This is a genomic window from Mesorhizobium sp. B263B2A (assembly GCF_020165775.1).
In the GTDB taxonomy this organism is placed as follows: Bacteria; Pseudomonadota; Alphaproteobacteria; order Rhizobiales; family Rhizobiaceae; genus Mesorhizobium; species Mesorhizobium opportunistum.
Genome location: NZ_JAIUIU010000008.1, coordinates 219674 through 240978, shown reverse-complemented (window position 1 = coordinate 240978; position 21305 = coordinate 219674). Strand labels below are relative to the sequence as shown.

Here is a 21305-nt window from a genome sequence, read left to right as displayed (position 1 = left end):
AGGATTCCAGATTTGGCAGACCTCGGCTGGCGCCAGGACGGCTCCGCCACAAAATCTCACCCGATGCATAAGAACGGATCGGCGCCCATCGTCTCGCGCACCAGCGCGGCCAAACCCTCGGCGCCCTTGCGGAAGTCCACTGGCTTCGTCGCGACCATCACCTTGACCGCCCCCGTCGGCCCGATCACGAGGTCCGCCTTCAGCGCGCGGATTACTGCGGCCACCGTCTTGATATCGGCGCCCCGGCCGACGCGCATGACGATGCCGTCGATCTCAAGCTCGATCATACCGGCATCTCGGGTGGCTTGCCGTTTCCGCTGCTTCGGTGAACGGCTGACTACAGGTTCCGCCGCCGCCAACACCGTCGGCACAAAGGCAGGAGAATCTTGCTGCACCGAAGTGGCCTTTTTGCGCGCTTCGCGGCGCCAGGCGAAGACCTGCTGCGGCCTAAGGCGATACCGACGGGCGGCCTAGGAAATGATTGCGTTCGGCTCCAGCGTCTCCGCGATGATCCGCGCCTTGTCATCCACCGACCAGTGACGCCGACCGCCGGCACCGTTGATCACCACCCCTTACTGTGTTCAAGCTCGATGCGCCTTATCGTCAGCGAAGCGGGAGTCGGCCCGAATTCCGCACAGTGGTTAAGGTAACGGGCCCGCTCAGGTTGCAAATCTGCCGAATAGGCCGCTACGCGTTCCACCGGAAACGAGCGTCCGCGCATTTTATTACAACCGACAAGCCCTGATTGCCAATCATCACCACGCGGGGATTTTCATTCCGAGAGTGCTGGCTCGGGCCGTGCGTTCCTTTCAGACAAATTCAGGAGCGATGCGTCTAAGCGCAGCTCTCAGTGCTTCCGCTAACCGATCACCCCATTTGATCTGATCGGCCGGTTCCGTGATCATATCCTGCCTAATTTCCAACTCGATTCCGAGCAGACCTCGATGTTCCGCGTAGACGGGGACTGCATAATCCGACTCATTTTCCAGCGCGTAAGGCTGATTGAAGCCAATGTCGAGATCGCCCGCCATCTTGAATTCTTCGGCCAGCGCGTCTGCCAGGCGGCGATCTTCGTTGAAAAGAAGGCCTAGGTGCCAAGGGCGCGGCGTCGGGTAGTCGGTGTGCCAAGGGGTGAAACTGTGGACGGTCAAGATCACCGTTGGACGTTTCGCGGCAAGACGGGTCCGAACCACATGCTCGATCCTCGCTTGGTAGGGATGAAAGATCTCAGACAGGCGCATGGCAGCAGCCGGTACAGTTAGATCCAGATTCCCCGCGATAGTCGTTCCGTCGGTCATCGTGACAAATGCTGTCGGGTTGTGGGGTGGACGATTGCAGTCAACGATAAGCCGGGAGTAGCGCTGGTAGATCAACTCGGCGTCGAGTCGTTCGGACACCCGTCTACTGACGCCGAGAGCACCGATGTCGTAAGCAATATGACGTATGAGATCGGCTGGAGAGACGCCAAGAGACCCGAGCGACTTAGGGATCAGCCGACCAGCATGATCGCAGAGCAGAAGAAACGGCGATGATCCTGTCGGGCAAACATGCCCAACCGGGTTAGGCTCATCCGGCCCAAGAAGCCCATCCTTCCAACGGTATCCGGGTACATCCTCTAGTTCGATAGGTGCTTGGAGTAGGTGCCGTGGCATTGGCTTCTCAGTTGCGAGGGCAGATCGGTTGCGAGGGCACCAATCGACTCTAAGATCGGCAGGCGATCAAGATGCGCGGCTATGATCAAGGCGATTGACGAGCCCTCTCTTAGATACCATGGCACGACATGCAAGTTCCGGCGCCTCGCCAGAAACCTCGTCTATCGATCGGACTGAGTGAAAGCCAATCGCCTGTTCAGATATCTCGCTGTGTCCGATGTTGATACGTTTCATACTGTTGGGCTAGACAACTCTAATTGAGCGGTAGCAATTCGAGAATTCAAAGCAGATGACACACGGCAGGGTGAAGCAGAAATCGACCTTGGTCGACCCAGTGATAATTTCACACCCGTCGCCCACTGCCGACCAAAGCGTTGCGCGCTATGCGCGCTTCGAAGCCACCGCGAGAGGTTCCCGTCACGGCGAGCCCGAAATACTCATCAAGAAGCGCGAGCACACGCTGCGTATCGTTGCGGAGCTTCTCTAGCCCGTACATCTTCACGACGTATTTGGCCAGCGATTGGAGAACGCTCTCCTCGTCTTCTGCCTGGAAGACGAATGGGTCTGTAATTCGCTGCACAGTCACCTCATCGAACTGCGCAGCAGCGAACAGATCAAGAACCTCGCCCGCGGTGAAATGAGGATAGTCGTGTGGCGTCACCGAATGAGTTGACACTACGTCAGCGAACCAGCGGGCGGTGGCTGAACCCTCTTCGAAGTCATGAAGAACGAAGACGCCACCGGGCCGAAGAATTCGCGCAGCCGCTTGGACAGCGGTGGTGCGTTGAGCGTGCGGGATGTGGTGCGTGCCGTAAGCCATCAGCACACCGTCCACCGACCCGTCTTTAATCCAGAACGGATCGGTCGCGCTTTGCCAGATTGCGAAAAGGCCGTCGCGGATGCAACGGTCCACCATGAACTGAGAGATGTCAGAGTTGATGAACGTCGGGCAGCGCGCCGCACCCAAGATCTGATGGGCTACCTTGTTCACGTAGCCGTCACCGGCGAGAAGATCGCAGATGATCATTGATGAACAAAGTCCGTCGCAACCATTGGGGTGCATCTTGCCCAGAAGATCCATCACACCCTCCGATCGTGCCAGCAGCGACAGTTGGATGCTATCGAGGTAATCCGCCCCACGCCCTTCCGAGGTGAACTCATTGCGCGAGAGATTCGCCAGATTTGTAAGGCAGGCGGATGACTCTCTAGCTATTCCGGGCTCGATCGCCTTGAAGGCCAGCGGGTCGATCTTTTGCAACTGGACGAGGTCCGAATTCAAATTATTGCGAAACATTGTAGTTCTCCCTGGTGATTGTTTGCCAGCGAACAGATCGACAGTTCCCTGCCGGATCTCAGCGATGAAGGGTGGAATGATTTACTTTGCAGACCGCCTCCGTGATATAGCAGCACTGCTCCACGAGCGGAGGCGAACGAGCGTGGCCGAACCCTTTCCGGCCAAAGTCCCCGCATCGAACCAGAAAAAGTTGTCTAAATCAAATGACATAGAATTTTCCTGAACTCGAACTCTCGACAGTCTCTTACACAATTATACGTCACATATTCTGAGTAAACATTATAGCTTACAGCAATCATGCATACCTTTTGCAACGCGATTTTGATGAATGTGAAATAGGGATATGCGCCTGTTCGGTAGTTACCCACCCCTTCTTGCTGCACGGTAGCGCGTCCTCGTTGTCTTTGCCCGGATACGTTTGCCGCAGTATACATATCAAGCGAGAGAGGAATGTTTTCACCGACGAGATATTCAATTGCTGGCGCAAGGATAGTTGGGTCCCTAGTTGAGTGCGCCGGACCCTACAAGGAAATCGAGAAATGGCTTACCGGCCTCGTCCCAGATTGTCGCTCCGAGGGCCTTCGTAAAGACGGTTGGAAACGACCGGCAATAGCGACGAACGTTAGACTCATGAGCTTCGAAAATGTCGATATCAATTAAAGGGCCTCTCTGGTGCGTCTTGCGATCAAAGCTGCAGGTTCTATGTTCACGCATTCCAAACCATTGAGTTGACGATTAGCTACGGCCAATCTCGGACTTAAAGCGAACTTACCATGGTCAGCGACTTGCATTCGCAAAGAGTCTGTAAACTTGTTTGACGAATCTGTTGCAACGCTTGGGATAGCGATACCTTGACAGTCAGTACCCGCCTTTGCGGCAGCGCTATCGGCGGCGTTGTTGGCATGGGCGACTGACATAACCGCACCGGTTTTCCAGCATGACTGCAACCCCGATGTTTGGGTATTTCTCTAGCAAGCTGTTGAAAAGGCACTCGCCACCGGATCGCAGCGGTAATTCACTGGTTCCGAAGGGATTCGGAAGTGACGTGCGCGGCGGCGACGATCGAGCTGGCGAACTGTTTAGCTATGTTGACCTTGAGGCGCGGGTGCGGCGCAATCATCCGTTGCGGGCGATCCGGTGGCGGGCGGGCGTAAGTCGAAGGTCAGCAGCAGTCGACTGCGCATCGACGCTGATAGATGCGCAATCCATCCGCATTAAAGGTCGGTCCTCCAAAGTCAGGTCCACCAGAGAACAAGATCCGGCCGCGCAAACCCGAAAAAGCTGTTCAGCAACAAGCGACGCTTTCCGTTGCCTGGTTGACCGGTAACCCCGTGAACGAAGCCGCCATCGATCAAAGCGATATCCCCGGCCTTGAGCTGGATCTCGCGGCAAGGAACGGCCTCGAGATAGGCTGCCGAGTAGGGATAGCCGGTGGTTTCCACGCCCTGCGACTTTCGGTCGGCAACTGTCGGCTTATGGCTCCAGAGCCTCAGATTGCCGCCTTCCTCGGGCATGCTCGGATAGAAGTTAAATGCTGCGACAGTGTTGTGCGCCACGGAAGAAAGCTCATAACCATTGCCAGCACATAAGACTTGAGCGACGTCGTCGTGGGGGTCCAATGAAAATGCGCCGCTGCCAGACCAGTTGATGGCACGACAAACATTGGCCTGACCGTGTTCTGAACGGGCCAGTCGCAGTTCGATGCCCTGGTTGTGAAGCTCGCGCTTCAATGCGCTGAATATTGCTCGGACCGGGTCAACCAAATTCTTAAACAGGGCCTCGACGTGCGGCCGCGCATTTTCGGCCTCTGCGAAATAGGTGGCTGCATCCTTCCTGTAGTGGGATGCGCCAACATACTGTCCTGGCACTCCATCCTTTCGCTGCTTGAGACCGGTACTGGCACTGAAGTTCGCGCTGATCTCCTCGGCTACTTCAGTGCTGAAAGCCTGCTTGATGTGCAGAGCGGTCGTCTCGCCTTTCAGGACCGAGATGATGTCAGCAGTGCTGATCGAGCCGGTCCGGTGTCTGATCGAAACAGGAGAGATGGCGGGCGGTTGAGGAATCTGATTACGCATTGTCTTGCTCCTGTAGTGCGTGGTCAAGAATGGCGACGCCGTTATCAAGTTCGACATCGGTGATGGTTATCGGCGGGAGGACTTTGATCACGTCGCGATTTGGCCCTGAGGATTCGATAAGCAGGCCATTCTCGAACGCGACATCGTGCACGCTGCCGACCAGGGCCGGTGAACGGAACTTGAGGCCAGCCATCAGACCGCGGCCCCGTTTTTGTTCAATGTATCTGGGAAATTTCGCGACGAGGCGGTCAAGGTGCCCCTGCAGTTTGGCCGCTGTCTGTTCCACGCCTGCAGTAAACCGGCTGTCCGACCACATTTTGGACATGGCCCCTGCCGTCACGAAGGCGAAATTATTGCCTCTGAAGGTCCCGCTATGTTCTCCGGGTTTCCATATGTCCATGTCGGGGCGAATAAGGACAATGGAGAACGGACTCCCTGAACCGCTCAGTGACTTGGAAAGGCACACGATGTCGGGTTCGATTTTGGCGAACTCGAAGGAGAAGAAATCGCCTGTTCGGCCCGCACCCGCCTGGATATCGTCGACGATAAAAACAATGCCATGCTTGCGGCAAATGCGCTGAATTTCTATGAGCCAAGCCGCGGATGCGGCGTTCATGCCCCCTTCTGCCTGGATGGTCTCCAGAATGATTGCGGCTGGCTTTTCTATGCCGCTCCCTGGGTCGCTCAAAACGCAATCAATGTAATTGGCGGAATCGAACGCTTGGCTCGGATAGCCGTCAAATGGGATACGGATCACATCGTGGCGCGCAACGCCTCCCAGCTCTCTGGTGGACGCCGACCCCGAGATCGCTAGCGAGCCGAGCGACATACCGTGGAACGCATTTGTGAATGCCATGACGCTCGAGCGGCCGGTATACTTTCGCGCAAGGGCCAGCGCCGCTTCGTTGGCGTTTGTGCCCGTCGGCCCAGGAAACTGTATCTTGTAGGAAAGCCCCCTGGGTTTCAGGATCGAATCCACAAAGGCTTCAATGAAGTCACGCTTAGCCACCGTATGCATATCAAGCGACAGCACAATGTTCTCACCGATAAGATATTCGATTGCTGGTGCCATAATATTCGGGTTGTTGTGTCCGTAGTTGAGCGCGCCGGAACCCACAAGGAAATCGATGTGAGGCTTGCCGGTCTCGTCCCAGATCGTCGCCCCCAGTGCCTTCGTAAAGACTGTGGGAAAGGCCCGGCAATATCGGCGAACATTGGATTCATGAGCCGTGAACGCGTTGATGTTCATCTTTAGGTCCTCTGCACGGAGATCATTCACGGGGAGAGTGATAAAACTTTCTGCTCGTGGTGAATGTTCTTCATGTCACATTGACACCAGAATCGTCGGATTGACTTTTTTGGGCCGGTACTTCGCGGGAATTCTAATTGGTGTGGCTATCTCTCTTAAAAATACCCCATTATTGCGTTGCTCCAGAGCTGATACCTAGGGTGAATGCGGTGGACAACATATAGATTTTCCGGACAAGCACCGATACTACGGCATCGGGTAGTTGACGGATCAGCCCCATCGCCCCTGCGAGAATTCGGCCGACCAAATCATAGGAGTCGTCCGACCGCTGGAGCACGTCACCACAGGCTGTGGAGCGCGGCGATCGCGAAGCCGCTCGCGAGCGCCCTCAACAGTGCCGCAGCGAGCGGCATTGCGGCGGTCATCCGGTCATCGATGTTCCCCGGCAAAGCTCGGTTGCGGGTCTTAAAGGAATCATCGACGACCGATGGCATGAGGAACCTGCGTGCGCTCTTGGCCGGTCTCTTGCGCGACATGATAGGCCTTCTCGGCGAGCGAGTGATGGATTTGGAGGTTGCGGCAGCCATCGGCGCCGCGTATGACGAGGCTCGAGCTCCACGACAGGCCGCGCACCGAGCTCGCCGAATCTTCCTTTCTATGGTTCGATAATCCCAAGTTCCACAGCTTTCGCAGCAAGTGCCGTTCTGCGGGTCGTGTCCAACTTCCGCATCACGTTTTTCACATGGAAATCAACCGTGTTTTGGGACCGTCCTAATATCGTCCCTATTTCCCCTGACGTTTTTCCTTTCGATATCCAATGAATGCACTCTCTTTCCCTATCAGAGATCTTATAGGCGTGCTCCGATGACCTCTGCGTTCCGAGCTTCGCAACCCTCAGATGAAACTGTACTGCGGCAATTTGCAGATAGGTGATCGCTCTATTTTCCAATTCGCCGTCCGAGGATTTAGCAAAACACATAAGCTTAAAGCTGCCAGCGGGACCATGTAATGGAACGGTAACGCCTGACTTCAAGCCGAACGTCCCCGCCTCGTCCAGGACGCGGCGTTCATTTTCAGTCGTGCTTTCGTGGGTATAAACCTCACTCCACCGGAAGGGCCCTACCCCCTTTCGACCTTTCTTGATGAGCGGGTCTATTTTGGCATAACCCATCTTTAAGTAGCGCTCCTGCCATTCATCAGGGTAATTCCACATCATCGCAGAGTCCGGTCGGGTCGGCTTCAAAACCTTTTGTTCTGGTGCAAGGGGGCCATAGGCTATCCACGGGCAATCGAAATTCAGCGCAAACGCGGACAACAATTCGAACAACTGTTCGGATTCAGCGACATCATTAGTCGTGTCGAGGAATAGGCTTAACTCGGCCGCAATCCGCGAGAATTCCATGATCTCTCCTTCAGTTGCGTTCTCATTGGTGCGAGCTGCTCCAGCCCAGCATCCCAATTGCGTGGTGGAATCTGAGTCCTGGCTCCTCCCCTGTCGACAGAGCTTCAAGAGTCGTGCCAACTTGGGCGCAAAGCTTTTCTTCAGATTGCAATGGGCTGGGTAAGGTACCCAGGAGATGAACCGAACGCACTTTGTCGCGGAGTGAACAGTCGTTGGGTCGCAGAATGGCAGCGGAGCACGAACTCAACGGCCTCGTGTCTCTCGACGGCCAACCGCCCAGGGAGGAATTTGGTCGCGAGCCTCTGCGCGTAACGCTCTGAATTATTTACCAGATCATCGACCGTCCGCGGAATTGGCTCCGGCCTTTCCGGTTCGGCACTGTCGTGGACACGTCCGGCACGGCAGGGCGGCATACGCGAGCTGTCGCCCGTCAGCCGTTACGGAAGGTGTAGCCGTAACCATTGATTGCGGGCGCGCCACCCAGATGGGCGTAAAGGACCCTCGACCCCTCTGGAAAGAAACCTTTCTGGACGAGGTCGATCATCCCTTGCATCGATTTGCCCTCATAGACCGGATCGGTGATCATACCCTCGAGCCGCGCGCACAGACGGATCGCCTCCTTCGTTTCCTCGGACGGAACGCCATAGCGCGGGTACGCGTAGTCCTGGAGCAACACCACGTCAGCCTCGACAAGTTCCGTTTCGAGCTCGACGAGCATCGCTGTACGTTTGGCAATGCTAAGCACCTGCGCCTTGCTCTTTGCTGGAGTGGCGGATGCATCGATACCGATCACGTTGCGCTGTCGACCGTCCTTCGCGAACCCGACGATCATGCCGGCATGCGTTGAACCTGTGACAGTGCTGACCACAATGTAGTCGAAGGCAAAACCAAGCTGTTTCTCCTGGTCGCGCACCTCGTAAGCGAACCCCACATAGCCAAGGCCACCGTATTTGTGGACAGAGGCCCCGGCCGGTATCGCATAAGGTCTGCCGCCCCTTGCCTTGACATCATGGAGCGCTTCTTCCCAACTGTAGCGGATACCTATGTCAAAGCCCTCGTCGACCAGGCGCACCTCTGCGCCCAAGATGCGGCTCAAAAGAATGTTGCCGACCCGGTCGTAGACGACATCGTCATGTGGAACCCAGCTCTCCTGAACCAGAAGACATTTCATGCCGATCTTGGCCGCGACCGCTGCGACCATCCGGGTGTGGTTGGACTGCACGCCCCCGACGGTGACCAGCGTATCAGCATCTGACGCGATCGCATCGGGAACGATGTATTCGAGCTTGCGCAGCTTGCTTCCACCGAACGCGAGACCTGAGTTGCAGTCCTCGCGTTTGGCGTAGATCTCTACCTTGCCGCCCAGATGTTTGCCGAGGCGGTCGAGCTTCTCGATCGGCGTTGGGCCAAAGGTGAGCGGATAGCGTGGGAACTTTTTCAGCATGTTTTCTCCAGCAGAGGTATTCAAGCTGAACTATCTCCAGCCTAGGTCATGGGCGTTCGTGCTGAGCCAGCTATGTTCTGGAACGTTGTAGAAGTGACTCACATCATCGCCGGCGTCTCCGTTCGATCGACCGGTGCCGGCGTGCTGCGAGCCTCCTATGTGCGTGGCGAACGCAAACAGCTTCACCGAGCATGTTGCCACCCCTGGCCAGTTCCGGCCCACCTGTATTCTTGTCCTATCAATTCGATGTCTCTTGTTGGGCGTGAACGTGAGTTCCGCTCTGTCACTACGCCTCAACACAGCGTCAACACACAGCGCAGTCAGAACGAGCTGAGATACATCTGAACATTCATTCCTCAACTCGTCATCTTGTGGCGGCTGGTTCGAACTGCGTTGGCCTACCCTTACCTCTGCTCGACAAGCACACTGGACCGCCAGAGCAGAAAGAGCACGCTGCCGAAATAATCCCTCTGGAGCAGTAGCGAACAGGCCAGCGTAGCGACGACGGCTAGACGGATCGCGTGCTAAGCGAAGAGAACGGACACAGCGTTGCCGCTCCAACCACCGCCGCGAGTCGACTAAAGATGATGAGGTCCAAAGTCGTTCTCCTATCCCGTCATTGATGCTGCTCATGCTGCAATCTGGTCGGCCGCGACATGCGTCTGGCAGTTCTTTGGGCAGACACGGCCACAGGCTCCGCAGCCAATGCAGCGGCCGGCATGGTCCACTACCATGACCATACGATTGAGCTCACCGTCGAAGTCGTCGTCTTCCCCGTCGCAGATGCCGAGGATTTCACCCGCGTCATCCACGCCGTGAAGATGCATGACCTCGCGCGAGCAGACCTTGAAACAGCGACCGCAGCCGATACAGATTTTCTCGTCTATAGCGGCCAGATATTCCGGCACCCATTTGGAGCCGTCGCGGGTGATGCTCGTCATCGTAAGGTCCTCATTTTGGCGAGCTCTCTCCGGGCACTATTCAACTCGGCATAAACAGCGTGCGCTGTCTCGGCGACTTCCGCTATCTCAGTCCATTTGTTCGGGAGGCCCTCGGCAAGGTCGCGCAAGTTCGTCTTGGCAATCGCCGCGCGCAGTTGCAGCTTTCGGACTTTCTTCAACATCTCATCCAGATTTGACATGAGCCTTCCTCGAAAATTCGGTTTCATCCTCGCAACGTCGGACAGGCAATGACCGCAGTCGCATCGTCGCCCAGTTTCGTACCGGTGCGGGCAAGTTTCCGGAAAGTCTCGAAGACGACGCGGTGGACGTCTCAAACGATTAACTGCCCGCCCGTGAAAACCCCGAAACCCCGATCGATTTCATCATTGTTGGCGATGTGGTCACGCAAGAGCGCTCCTCGATCACAATCCCCGCTGCTGTGTGAAATATGTCGAGCCTACACAGCAGAATCGCCAATGATCGGGATCTGAAGGACGCAGTTTTTCGTGATGATGAAGCCGACCAGCAGCTCGGTCATTTGCCCTGGCATCGCCTGTCCTGAGCTCGGATCAGCGCCAGGAGCCGTTCGATGGTCGACGGGCAGGATCAAGCGCGGTGTGAGACATATCGTTTCCTCAATTCAGTGTCGTCTCAGAGGGCGAGCTCTGCGTTCGGCTGCGCCAACTTCGGGCCCGCTTACGCGGCCGCCCCCCGGCTTGGCCGGGCCGGGTTCCAGGTAATGCTGTGCTTGGGCCGACCTTGAACATGTCCTGGACTGTGACGTCCTCCGCGATAGCTTAAATTCTCGTCGAACATCGCGTCCGCGGCGAACCGTCTCTGGAGGTCGTTGACGCCCCAGCCTTGACCTACAGCAACGATCCCCTCGGTGCTGCATGGGCATACTTGCTGCGAGCGGGCTGCATGCATTGGGCGAATTGACCAGGGTTCGATTCCACTTGTCATGCCTTTTGCAATCTCTGCTCATGAGGCCACTCCGCTTTAGTGTTCAGGAGCCTTGATTGCGGTGCCACACAGAAGTCCCCGCAACAGACGTTCTCACCCGTGTAGTCGGCCAGGGCTTGAAGCAAGGGGCTATGGTGTGTCTGTTTGATGTGATCAGGCATTGGCTCCGGAATATCCAGCGATTTCAGTGCCGCTTCGATCAACTCGATCGCGCGAGCGTTGTTGCCGCTCTCGTGGTAATACTGAGCTACCGGGAGGTAGCAACGGAATTTAAGGCGCCCGTCGCCATCCGGGGGATTCAGTGTCAGGATTTGTTCCGAGAGCGTGTTGCCTATCGCAAAGCGCTCAGCACGGGGAAGATGGGAGTTGTCTATCGCGGGATCGAAGAGCTGATTCAGGGCCATGACCATCCAAGACACGGCCTCGTTTTTTTTGTTGATCGCGTCCTCGACTAACTGGCGCATGACTGGCAAGCCGCTCTGCATGTCCCGCAGCTTGTGAAGCAGAAGATTCGCTTGAGTTTGCCGAAACCCGATATAGTCCGGCATCAATGCCAGGCCTTCTTCAACTGCCGAGAGTGCGGCCGGCCAATCCTCGGCCTGTGTGGCGGGCTTAAGTTTGGCGTATATCGGTTTGGTCCGGGCCCGTTCGCGCGCTGTGCGTTGGCTAGTAGCGAACCGCCTTATGTCGGCGGCCCTCGCTTCATTGCTGCTGCGCCAGCTGCCGTTCAGAACTTTGGGTAAAACCTCATCGAGTTCCGCCGGGTGTCCGATGAAAGCGATGCGGCCGTTGCCATCAACCAGGAACGACTCAGGGATTCCGGGAGAAGAACTCGCCTGCATCCATAGTCTGTTCATTTCACCGGTAAAATCGAACGCAATCCGGTAATTCAGATTCAGGAACCTCTCGGTCAGCCACGCATCCAACTTGGTCCGCGCCTCGTCTGCGGTTGGAGCCTGTTCGCTAGTTGCGATTCCGACGACCTCGAATCCACTGTCTTGATATTCCTCTTGCAGCTGCATCAGATTGGGTATAGCCGCCACACAAGGTCCGCACCAAGTCGCCCAAAATTCGACCAGACAGACCTTGCCGGGCTGAAAGTTCGTGATGGGTTCGCCACGCAGCCAAGTGTCCACTTTGATTGGCGGAGCGGGGGACTCAATACGCAACACCGTTTCGTTCTCCAAATTCCCACACCTTTCCTGGCGCTTATGGGTTAGCTGGTCGTTCTCTCTCTCAAGAGCGGAACACACGAGTTGGCAGGCAACCAATCCGGCTTGCGTGTTCTCATGCGGTCAGCCCTCACGAGTATTGCCGCAAAGGCCGTGCCAGCACGCTTAGTGCCCGTTAACTCCATGGTTACCCCTTTGAAACCTCATAGGCCCAGTTGGCCAGCTGTCTTCGACCCGACAAGTTTCTGCCGGCTGTAAGTTTTTGGACACCGCAACCACTCCTGCGTAAGAAACCGAACAGCTTGGCTCTCTTCTGCGGTCAAATGGCTCGGCTCCTCCAGCAGCAGCATTTCGGCGCCGTTCGAAAGGGCGGGGCTAGCTCCGCGACTGGCTCCCGCGTGCAACGACTGAGTGCCGCCCGGTTACGGTTGAGCTTTTCTGCTAAAGCCGTTGTCGATGAGGCCCAGCGTCGAGTGCGAGCTGCCGACGGACAGCGCGAATGCTGCTTCGCGGGGACACGGATGCCGCATCCACCCCGCTCTTCGCTGCAGCGAAGGCGGACAGCATTCCTCGGCCCCTCCCGCTGGTGATCAGTAGCCGTAGGTCATATCCCGCTGCCCATTTCTTCCGCCACGGGGTGCGGCCAGTTGTCGACGGGGGCAGGTCTGATGAAGCCGGCATGCTCGCGGTTCGCCTGCGGCACGCGTCCCAGAAGGCTGTCGAGGATGCGACGCGCTCGCCAGGCCAGCAGGCCTAGATTTGGATCAGCCAGCCCGCGCTGCCCGAGGGTCGCGCTCTGTACGAAGATGCGCCTTTCAGGCGGTCCGTCCCAGCACACGGAAAAATCTTCGCGGATAGCCAATTCGTTGTCGCTCTTTTCCAGCCGGCAGGCCATCGGCTCCAAGAAGTCTGGCAACGCGTTCTCGTAACCGGTGGCCAGGATGACGATGTCGGCCGTGACTTCTTCGAGCTCACTCCTGCCGCGGCGCAGGGTCAGCCTGTGACCCGCGCCGGCGTTGACGCAGTGCGAGACGGTGCAGCCCGGCCGCAGTGTGATTTCGCAGTGGCTTGGCTCCAAAAACGCGTGCCGGTATAGCGCTTGATAAATCGCGCTCAACGTCTCTTCCGAAATGCCGTCGGAAGCAAGCACGAAACGCCTCAGGTACAGTTTGCGCTGCGACTCGCTCATTGCCGCCAAGCGATCCGAAGAGCACGCTATGAACAACTCGTTTGTAAACGGGCTGTTGTCGATGGGCTGATAGTTTTCGCCCTCCGAGACCCAAGTGATCGATCGAGGCCGCCGCTCTTTTGGCAGGCCGACGAGGTGTAATAGCACCTCCGCTCCCAACTGGCCTCCACCAACCACGCAAACGTCCTTTTTCCAATCCTCAGGATGGATGCGCGGTAAATCCGATAAGTGGAACAGGTTGCGCCCGGTCCAGCCCTGAAACTGAGACGGAATCCGCGGCTGCTTGCCGATGCCGATCACGAGGTCTCTGGCGCCACGAACTGCGTCGTCCGTCCACACCCGAAATTCGCCCTCGAAGCGGATTTCGCGCACAGTCTCGCCGCCGCAGACAAGCGGGTTCCGGTGGAAGGCCCAGTTCAGGTATTGCTCAAACTCAGCTCTGAGCACGGCCTCGAACTGTGCGTTCAGGAAGTGGAATAGACGCCCGTTCTCGTATAGATAGTTTGCGAAAGTGTAGGCTGATCGCGGGTTCACCAGCGTGACCAGATCCTTGAGGTGGTTGACCTGGGGTTCCGGCGAATCCAATGCGCTGCCGGGGTGCCACCGGAAGTCGACCTGCCGATCCAAGAACAGTGCCCCTCGACCGATCTGCTCGTGTATCTGACACGCAAGGCTGAGATTAGGCGGTCCAGCACCCACCCCAATGCAAGAGATGTCCACTTGTCCTGCTCCTATAGATGTTTCCCAAACACGCGATGCTCGCGGCGAACATCGGCCATGGTCATTCGGCTTCCGCACTACGCGGCCATTCTCGACGCCGGTGCGGCTGGATTCGCTAGCGTTTGTCCCCGCGTTCGTGTGGTCGGCTGTGTGAGGCCCAGGGATCCAGCCAAGTGATGAGATCGACACTCATGTCGGGACGTGGGGGCCGTGCGCGGGATCGACGTTTCCACCCGCTTCGATGATAGCGTCTCGCTCAGCGGATGCTTACCGACCTTATTCGGCGTGTGAAGCGGGCGCAGTCGCTCGCCTCCAAGGTGATGCGCCCACTTCTGACCGGTTGTGGATCAGCCGAAGCGCGGTCCCAGTGCGGCAACAGCATTCTTCAGTGACCCTGACCATAGGAGGACATCCTTCTGATGTGTTCAGAAGATTCCCTGCATCGAACGTGCCAGAAGGAAAATTGATCAAAACAACTGGCAGCAGGTTTGTGATCGTGTCGGCTATCCGACGTTGAGGTGGGAAACCTTGCACCGGCGGCAGATTTGTCCCGGTGCTCTTACCGGTAAGCTAACAGGGTAGCTCCGATCCCGAATAAATGTTCGCTTAGCCTGATCATGGCAGGACGTGCGCTGATGTGTTCGGAATGTTCCCTCAATCGACGTGCCAGGAGGAAACTTTGATGGAACCAACTGACAGCGGGTTTGTGATCGTGTCGAGTATCCGACGTTGAACGGCAGGCCTTGAAGGTTTGCACTTTGTCGCCCTTCGGAACAGCACCAGCTTGACCAACTCTAGCGTTTTTTTCAGATGGGCGCCGTCCGGGGAATCCGGTAATGTCTCATGTGTCATGCGACGTGGATCTCTCCCATGATGATCTGATAGGCATAGCATTCTTACGTCGCATGACGCTCCCATTAGCACTCGACTAAGGTGCGCGCGGCAGCTTCTTCGCGCGCCAGCACAAGCTCCCTTCGTCGAGGTCAATGCCGATGACGTGGGCCATTCGTCCGACCGCTGCGCTCGAGCTTACATCTCCGCCGGCGCAGCCGCCGTCGATTACGGTGGAAGCCGACAGCGGCTCGAGGCGATCAGCAGCGATTGCGTTGAAGACGCCAGCACACGCCAAATCGCGGCAAGGAGCGCGCGGCCACCAGGTCGGAACGTTGTTCCTGGCCAGACAATCCTCGTCGCGCGATTGGTTCAGTAAGGTATCGTCATCGAGATAGCGGCTGCAGTTCGTTCATGCATCTCATACGCCAAGACCGCTTTGCACCCTCGGGTCCAACCCACGATCCGGCTTCGGCGACATCCATTGCGCCCTTAAGTCCGCAGCGAAGCGTGGCGGCATACCGTTTGAGATAGCTCACCTTCGCCGAAAATCCGTCCGGAGTGTTGAGAAGCTCGCGCACGGCATCGGATTTGGAGGAATGCAGATCGTCTGCCGGTCGCGCCGAACGGGTCCGCCGGTCGCGAGCACAAATGATCAGGCTCGTGACGCTGCGGGATGGATCCAGGAAGCGAGCGACGAAATTGAGTGATGAACCCTAGGCATCAGAAGGAGGACGCCGCTCCACCTTCCGCCTTGCGCATGACCTGGAGAGATTTCCGGTGGGCGTCGCCTCCCGAGCAACGCTTTTTCATGTCCGTTACTCTCCGTAAAATAGATTGTTTCGATGGAGCCCATCTACGATGTGAATGCGTGCGCCTCGCATGCGATCAACAACCGAACCCCAGAGCTCCATAACGAATGCCTGCGCAACTCGCCTGCAAACTCGACGCCCGATCTACTTATGAGAAACCGTACGATCGGCGATGCCGATCATCCCAATCGGAACTGCCCCACGTGGCACGGGCGAGCCAGTCGATTGAGAGATGACTGGCCTGCTTTGCAGCTGCGGTAGGTGGCCAATCCGGCAGCGTGCTGTTTCTGACTGGCCGTCCAGCCGCGCTTATAGGTTTCGTCTGTTCAACGGCCGCGCGGCAATCGCCGATCGACATCACGGGCGCGGTGAAGGTGGATACTGCGCACATGCGCTAGGTGGGCACAAGGACCGCGGAAGAGATGAACAAGAGCCACACCAATTCAAGTCGAGCTGACGCAAGGCAGCAGCTGATCGATCCGACTGACGATCTCAAGCTCATGTAGCGCGCTGGAGTGGCGGTCTTTGCCTCGGCGCCCGTACCATCGGCGCACCACTGCGCACGCTGACAAGCCGGAGTGGCCGGTGACCGGACGGGTTCGCCTTCTAGTGAAAAACCGTCTTTCACTTTGATCGAGCGGGATTCTGCGTTGCGCGATTTGTGTCCGGTCTGGTTCGGTTCTTAGTCGCACGCGATGGCCCGCATTCATACGGTAGATGCACTTCATCGAAACTATCGATTTTACGATGCGTAACGACCATGAAAAACGCTGCTCGGAACCTTCTGAGGACGATCAGCTGCATGAAGTACCGAGCGGATATCAGCGGTCTGCGGGCCGTCGCCGTTGTTCCGGTTGTCCTGTATCACGCTGGTTTTTCAGCGGTCAGCGGCGGGTTCGTTGGGGTCGACGTCTTCTTTGTGATCTCCGGCTTCCTGATAACGTCTGACATCATCGAGCGCACCGACAGGGGCGAATTCTCGCTGCTGGACTTCTATCACCGCCGGGTCCGACGGATTTTTCCTGCCCTGTTCGCGATGCTGGCCGCATGTTTTGCGATGGGGTGGTTTGTGCTGCCGCCGGGTGAGTTCATCGGCTTCGGCAACAGCGCCATTGCCGCTGCGATTTCCGCCAGCAACTTCTTTTTTTACGTCAACACCAACTATTTCACTGAAGCCGCGACCTCGCTCCCTCTCCTGCACACATGGTCGCTGGCCGTCGAGGAGCAGTTTTATTTCCTTTGGCCTCTGGTGGTCATACTCATGATGCGATGGCTGAGACCGTGGGCGGCAGTCATCGTCGCGGCGCTGGGCATCATCTCCATCACCGCCGCTCAGCACTGGCTTCAGAGCGATCCGCCCTTTGTATTCTACATGCTTCCGACACGCGCTTGGGAACTGCTCACGGGCGGGCTGATCGCGCTGCCTGCTGCTAAGGCAATGAGGCCAACCCGAACGATTGCGGAACTCCTCGCTGCCTCAGGTCTGGCGCTCATCACCGCTTCACTCTTCCTGCTCAATCAGGATACGCCATTTCCCGGCCTATACGCGCTTGCTCCTTGCATTGGAGCGGCGCTCATCATCGCGGCCGGCTTTCACCGCGACACGATGGTTTCGAAAGCGCTGTCGATCAAGCCTGCCGCCTTCATCGGGCTCACATCCTACTCGCTTTACCTCTGGCACTGGCCGTTGCTGGTCTTTGCAGGCATCTATCGGAATCGCGAATTGTTCGTCTCTGAACGTGTCGCGGTCGTACTCGCCGCACTGCTCGCGTCAGCACTCTCCTGGCGCTTTGTCGAGCGCCCGTTTCGCCGGAGGGCCACAGGCTGGAAGTGGATGGTACCGACCGCCGGCACAATGGCCGGCGTCTGCTGTCTATCCCTGGCTATCATCTACAGCTCCGGCTTCCCAAGCCGGGGTCCTGACGACGGTCCTTCTGTTCAAGCGCTCAGAGCGGAAAGAGCCAAGTTCGAATCCTCTTCCTGCCTCCAGCGTGGCGGGCTCATTCCCAAGACGGGCGAATGCATCCTCGGCTTCGGCAATATCGCTCCGAGGGTCGTTTTGTGGGGCGATTCTCAGGCTGCCCATCTTGCCTCTGCTTTAGACGAGGCGGCCCGGACGACAGGCGTGCGCGTCAGACAGATCACAAAGGCGGGGTGCGCTCCTTTTCCCGACATGACGATGCTTCCCGCCAGTCCCTTGAGAGCGGATTGCCCGGCCTTCAATGCGTCCGCGCTCCAATCGGTGCTTGCCGATCCCAACATCACACTCGTGATCCTGGCAGGCCGCTGGAACGCCTACTCGGGGCGTGGAGGCAGCTTCCTCTCGACAGACGGAAGCTGGCCTTCGCAGGAGACTTCCAATGCCAACTTCACGTCCGCGATAGAACAGACCGCTGCCTCACTGGCGGCCCATGGCATCAAGACCGCCGTGGTTGGACCCACGCCGGAACCATCCATCGATGTGCTGACTTGCCTCGTCCGTGCCGACTTCATGAAGGGCGACGCGCCGTGCTCTACCATGCCGGCCGAGATGTCCTGGCAGAACAATCGAATGCTCGCGGATCTGCTGCCGCGAACCGTACAGTTCATTCCCATAGTCCCAGCTCTGTGTGGGCAGCAAAACTGCCCGCTGAGATCAGGTGAAGACGTCTTCTACCTTGACGCGATCCACCTTTCGCCGGCGAGCCGGCATATCCTTGCCCCTATTTTCGCCAAGCTCATCTCTTCGTCAGCCATGAATTCGGCTAAGGCAGGCTTTCCGGGGCAGTGAGGATCGCACACTGCTTCCGTCCGGCGCCAGCTAAAGGTCATCACGAGCTGCGGCGAAAGCCCTACCTTAAGTTGCCTGAGGGCACTCGTCTTGAGTTATATGAAGCTGCAATTGCCCTCGACATGGGGCAGCCGGGAACAATGGCAGCCTATGCCTGGCGCTGCAAAGAGCATTGCCTTGAGCGAACGGCTGTGCTGGCCGCAGCAATAGGTCCTAACTCGTCTACCAAGCTAACGACTGTCTTTCTCAACTGAATTAAGCCAAGCTACCTTTCTCGTCTTGGGCCAATCTGCCGCGGCCGTGCTTCGATGAGCTCGAGCAGCGCCGCTGCACGGCCTTTGGGGCCGTCTCGGGCGAGAGTTCGACAAGCAACTCAAGACCGGAGCATTTTGTTCGGTCAGGCCTCGTGCACTGCCTCGAGGAGCTTCGCGCCGCCGCGATCTTTTTCCCGATATCTGAATAGTTCGCCCAAGTGAACTAAAGCTTCGAGCGGCATCGGTGCAACTCCCGAGCCGGTCAGCGCGCCAAAAACAGCGGCAATGTCGGCTTGTCAACAATCCATTTCGTTGCGCCGCCGAAGAGCCGCTCACGCAGGCGACGGCTGCCATAAGCGCCCATGACTATCATGTCGGCAGATGTATCGATTGCGTGCTGCGCAAGCACCTTGGCCGCCGATTTGCCAGCACTTGGCAACAGGTCAACCGACACCCGAGCACCGTGGCGCGTGAGATAGGCAGCAATATCGGCTCCAGGTTTCGCGCCGTACCCTTTGTGGTTCGCCTTCGGACCCACCAGGACAACACGAACTTCCTCAGCAGCGCATAGGAGACCCAGCGCTTCCCGAACGGCACGGGATGCCTCGAGTCGCGAATCCCAACCGACCAGGACGCGCCTTGGCCACAGGGTCGCCTCAGCGCGCTTGGGCACAATAAGCACCGGTTTTCCCGTATCAAATAAGCTGCCGTTGATGACGACAGGTCCGACAACACTGTCGTTGAGAAGTGCGGGGCCGACAATGGTCAGGTCGGCGCAGAGTGCCCGCTGTCGCACCACCTCCCCCACGCCAGTCAAATTGCAATAATCCGTATCGACATCATAGGAAAGGCACATTGCCCTCAGCAGTTCCTGGATCTTCTCGGAGCGTCTTTCCAGTCTGGGCACGTCCAGTGTAAATCTGTCTTGCCGAAACTGATTGTTCAATGTGGCCATTGCCTGTCCACGCCCCGTGGGCCACTCGGGGACACCATCTCTCATCGGCCGATATGACAAAACGAGCATCAGAGCCGGTATTATCCGTACGGAAAGATGCGCACCGACTTCAGCACACAAGCCGGCAGCAGTTTCGACGTCATGATCGGAATGGTCTGCGTCCGTCACACAGAGTACGCTTTTAAAACCCATTTGCCTGCTTCTTCCTGAGTATCTCGTTTAGTCTAGCGGCAGGCCGCAACACCGACTCACAGCGCGAGGGAAAGGGAGTGGCACTACACCTCAACTGATTCAGCCGTCCGGCATCTGGAGCGAGTAGCCGGCCGACCTGACAGTGAGAATGCCGCCGCCGGGCCAAGCCTTCTTGAGGGCTGTTCTGATCCGGCTGACATGGACATCGACGGTGCGTGGTTCGACATGGATGTTTTTCTCCCAAGCCGTGCCGATAAGCTCCTTCCGGCTGAAGACCTTGCCGGGAGCCTCCATCATAAGCAGCAGCACGTTGAACTCGATGACTCCGAGGTGAATGTCGTGGCCATTGCCGCGAATCCGGCGGGCATCCACCTTCATCTCGAGGTCACCAAAGGTGAGCCAGCCGCCGTTTTCAACGCCATGTGCGCCCCGCTTCGGCAGCGCCAGCCTCGCCCGTAGAAAGTCGAGCAGGTTGGCCGGGACGATCGGCCGCACAAATCTCTCGTCAATGCGAGCCTTGAGGAGATCGAGGTGCTGGTCCTCGGCACCCGGCGCGATCAGGGCAATAACGGTAAGGTCGGCGGTCCGGGGCTCCCCCTTGAGCCGGGCGCAGATTGGGGCCCCGGTTATGCTCGCCGGACCGCAGTCCAGCACGACGGCCTGGAATTCGCGTTCGTCGGCCAATGCAAGCACTTCCTTGGCGCTCCTTACCGGCTCAGTGGCGAAGCCGTCCACCTCCAGTATGTGGCTGAGCAACAGATAAAGCTCGGCATCTTGCGAACAGATCAGGATGAGTGGCTTCATCGGTGTTACTTCAGGAGCTTGATCCGCCTGGACGGCGTCGGCTGCGACGGTTGGCCATCGCGGCTGCTGAAGATTGTCATGGCCCCTGGGCTCGAAACCTGCTTCATCACGCACGCGCCACCTCGGGATAGGTTTCGATGGCTGCGATTGCGTCGCTGACCAGCTTCGTGCCGGCCCCGGCGAGCTTCCGCAACGTCTCGAAGCCGAACCGGTGGACGTCGCGCAGCGTCTTCGACAGAGCGACCAGCCGCCCAGTCGTGAAAAGCACGCGCCCAAAGCCTTCACGGCTCAGCTCCATGATCGGCGATGCCATCAGGCCGCAGCGCTCCTCGATCGCAAGCCCAATGGCGGTGTAGAACATATCTAGCCTCCACAGGACGTCCGGGTCGGGATCGCCTATGATCGGGATCGCACGGCGCTGTTGCTTGGTGATGATGAAGGCGGCCAGCAGTTCGCGGTCCGCTTTGCCTTCCCACGCGCCGTAGGAGTCCTGAGCACGTATTAGCCGCACGAGGCATTTGAGAAACGGGCTGGCAAGCGCCACCTCGTCCTCATCGACAGCAAGGCTAAGGGCAGGGTCGAACAT

16 protein-coding genes and 1 pseudogene are annotated in these 21305 nt (G+C 57.8%); 1 reads left to right on the top strand and 16 read right to left on the bottom strand.

The annotated features are described in order from the left end of the window. Window positions 1-71: 71 nt before the first annotated feature. From tnpB to LB568_RS15950, 13 genes and pseudogenes are all read right to left on the bottom strand, one after another. Window positions 72-188 (bottom strand): annotated as a pseudogene (gene tnpB, locus LB568_RS33680) (IS66 family insertion sequence element accessory protein TnpB); the annotation flags it as partial. A 621-nt stretch (window positions 189-809) separates the two neighbouring features. Further along, window positions 810-1652, bottom strand: a complete 843-nt coding sequence (locus LB568_RS16005; protein ID WP_084015730.1) for an N-formylglutamate amidohydrolase — start codon at window positions 1650-1652, stop codon at window positions 810-812. Window positions 1653-1995: 343 nt separating this feature from the next. Then, window positions 1996-2946 (bottom strand): methyltransferase domain-containing protein, encoded by a 951-nt coding sequence (locus tag LB568_RS16000; protein WP_064993510.1) that lies wholly within the window; start codon window positions 2944-2946, stop codon window positions 1996-1998. 1235 nt (window positions 2947-4181) lie between these two features. Continuing rightward, window positions 4182-5021 (bottom strand): hypothetical protein, encoded by an 840-nt coding sequence (locus LB568_RS15995; RefSeq protein ID WP_064993511.1) that lies wholly within the window; start codon window positions 5019-5021, stop codon window positions 4182-4184. Beyond that, a complete protein-coding gene (ectB, locus tag LB568_RS15990; RefSeq protein WP_064993567.1) occupies window positions 5014-6270 on the bottom strand; it encodes a diaminobutyrate--2-oxoglutarate transaminase in 1257 nt (418 codons plus the stop codon). The genes LB568_RS15995 and ectB overlap by 8 nt, the downstream gene beginning before the upstream one ends. A 338-nt stretch (window positions 6271-6608) precedes the next feature. Then, entirely contained in the window at window positions 6609-6806 is a 198-nt protein-coding gene (locus tag LB568_RS15985) for a hypothetical protein (RefSeq protein WP_064993512.1), read from the bottom strand. A gap of 119 nt (window positions 6807-6925) precedes the next feature. Next, the gene (locus LB568_RS15980; RefSeq protein ID WP_064993513.1) at window positions 6926-7672 is read right to left on the bottom strand and encodes a LuxR family transcriptional regulator; all 747 of its coding nucleotides are present in this window, start codon (window positions 7670-7672) and stop codon (window positions 6926-6928) included. A gap of 430 nt (window positions 7673-8102) precedes the next feature. After that, the gene (locus LB568_RS15975; protein WP_064993514.1) at window positions 8103-9116 is read right to left on the bottom strand and encodes a 1-aminocyclopropane-1-carboxylate deaminase; all 1014 of its coding nucleotides are present in this window, start codon (window positions 9114-9116) and stop codon (window positions 8103-8105) included. Between the two features lie 404 nt (window positions 9117-9520). Next, window positions 9521-9595: a hypothetical protein gene (locus LB568_RS15970; RefSeq protein WP_246676749.1), complete on the bottom strand. Its 75-nt coding sequence runs from the start codon at window positions 9593-9595 to the stop codon at window positions 9521-9523. A 150-nt stretch (window positions 9596-9745) separates the two neighbouring features. Further along, window positions 9746-10057, bottom strand: a complete 312-nt coding sequence (fdxB, locus tag LB568_RS15965; protein ID WP_064993515.1) for a ferredoxin III, nif-specific — start codon at window positions 10055-10057, stop codon at window positions 9746-9748. Further along, window positions 10054-10257 carry a CCE_0567 family metalloprotein gene (locus LB568_RS15960; RefSeq protein ID WP_064993516.1) on the bottom strand — a complete coding sequence of 68 codons (204 nt, stop codon included), beginning with the start codon at window positions 10255-10257 and terminating at the stop codon, window positions 10054-10056. The genes fdxB and LB568_RS15960 overlap by 4 nt, the downstream gene beginning before the upstream one ends. Before the next feature lie 759 nt (window positions 10258-11016). Continuing rightward, on the bottom strand, window positions 11017-12192 hold the full coding sequence (locus LB568_RS15955; protein ID WP_064993568.1) for a redoxin family protein: 1176 nt from the start codon (window positions 12190-12192) through the stop codon (window positions 11017-11019). 604 nt (window positions 12193-12796) lie between these two features. After that, window positions 12797-14101, bottom strand: coding sequence for a lysine N(6)-hydroxylase/L-ornithine N(5)-oxygenase family protein (locus tag LB568_RS15950; protein WP_064993517.1), 1305 nt, complete (start codon window positions 14099-14101; stop codon window positions 12797-12799). Window positions 14102-16546: 2445 nt separating this feature from the next. On the opposite strand from LB568_RS15950, the gene LB568_RS15945 reads away from it, so the two are divergent. Beyond that, the gene (locus LB568_RS15945) at window positions 16547-18514 is read left to right on the top strand and encodes an acyltransferase family protein (RefSeq protein WP_064993569.1); all 1968 of its coding nucleotides are present in this window, start codon (window positions 16547-16549) and stop codon (window positions 18512-18514) included. A 516-nt stretch (window positions 18515-19030) separates the two neighbouring features. On the opposite strand, the gene LB568_RS15940 is transcribed toward LB568_RS15945, so the two are convergent. From LB568_RS15940 to LB568_RS15930, 3 genes are all read right to left on the bottom strand, one after another. Then, window positions 19031-19723: a universal stress protein gene (locus tag LB568_RS15940; RefSeq protein ID WP_224655972.1), complete on the bottom strand. Its 693-nt coding sequence runs from the start codon at window positions 19721-19723 to the stop codon at window positions 19031-19033. A gap of 291 nt (window positions 19724-20014) precedes the next feature. Next, window positions 20015-20833 (bottom strand): response regulator transcription factor, encoded by an 819-nt coding sequence (locus tag LB568_RS15935; RefSeq protein WP_064993520.1) that lies wholly within the window; start codon window positions 20831-20833, stop codon window positions 20015-20017. Continuing rightward, entirely contained in the window at window positions 20826-21305 is a 480-nt protein-coding gene (locus tag LB568_RS15930) for a NifX-associated nitrogen fixation protein (protein ID WP_064993521.1), read from the bottom strand. Before LB568_RS15930 ends, LB568_RS15935 begins: the two co-directional genes overlap by 8 nt.

Coding starts and splice junctions, on each gene's coding strand:
- LB568_RS16005 (WP_084015730.1), bottom strand. CDS start 1,652: ATGCCACGGCACCTACTCCAAGCACCTATCGAACTAGAGGATGTACCC.
- LB568_RS16000 (WP_064993510.1), bottom strand. CDS start 2,946: ATGTTTCGCAATAATTTGAATTCGGACCTCGTCCAGTTGCAAAAGATC.
- LB568_RS15995 (WP_064993511.1), bottom strand. CDS start 5,021: ATGCGTAATCAGATTCCTCAACCGCCCGCCATCTCTCCTGTTTCGATC.
- ectB (WP_064993567.1), bottom strand. CDS start 6,270: ATGAACATCAACGCGTTCACGGCTCATGAATCCAATGTTCGCCGATAT.
- LB568_RS15985 (WP_064993512.1), bottom strand. CDS start 6,806: ATGTCGCGCAAGAGACCGGCCAAGAGCGCACGCAGGTTCCTCATGCCA.
- LB568_RS15980 (WP_064993513.1), bottom strand. CDS start 7,672: ATGGAATTCTCGCGGATTGCGGCCGAGTTAAGCCTATTCCTCGACACG.
- LB568_RS15975 (WP_064993514.1), bottom strand. CDS start 9,116: ATGCTGAAAAAGTTCCCACGCTATCCGCTCACCTTTGGCCCAACGCCG.
- fdxB (WP_064993515.1), bottom strand. CDS start 10,057: ATGACGAGCATCACCCGCGACGGCTCCAAATGGGTGCCGGAATATCTG.
- LB568_RS15960 (WP_064993516.1), bottom strand. CDS start 10,257: ATGTCAAATCTGGATGAGATGTTGAAGAAAGTCCGAAAGCTGCAACTG.
- LB568_RS15945 (WP_064993569.1), top strand. CDS start 16,547: ATGAAGTACCGAGCGGATATCAGCGGTCTGCGGGCCGTCGCCGTTGTT.
- LB568_RS15940 (WP_224655972.1), bottom strand. CDS start 19,723: ATGGCCACATTGAACAATCAGTTTCGGCAAGACAGATTTACACTGGAC.
- LB568_RS15930 (WP_064993521.1), bottom strand. CDS start 21,305: ATGTTCGACCCTGCCCTTAGCCTTGCTGTCGATGAGGACGAGGTGGCG.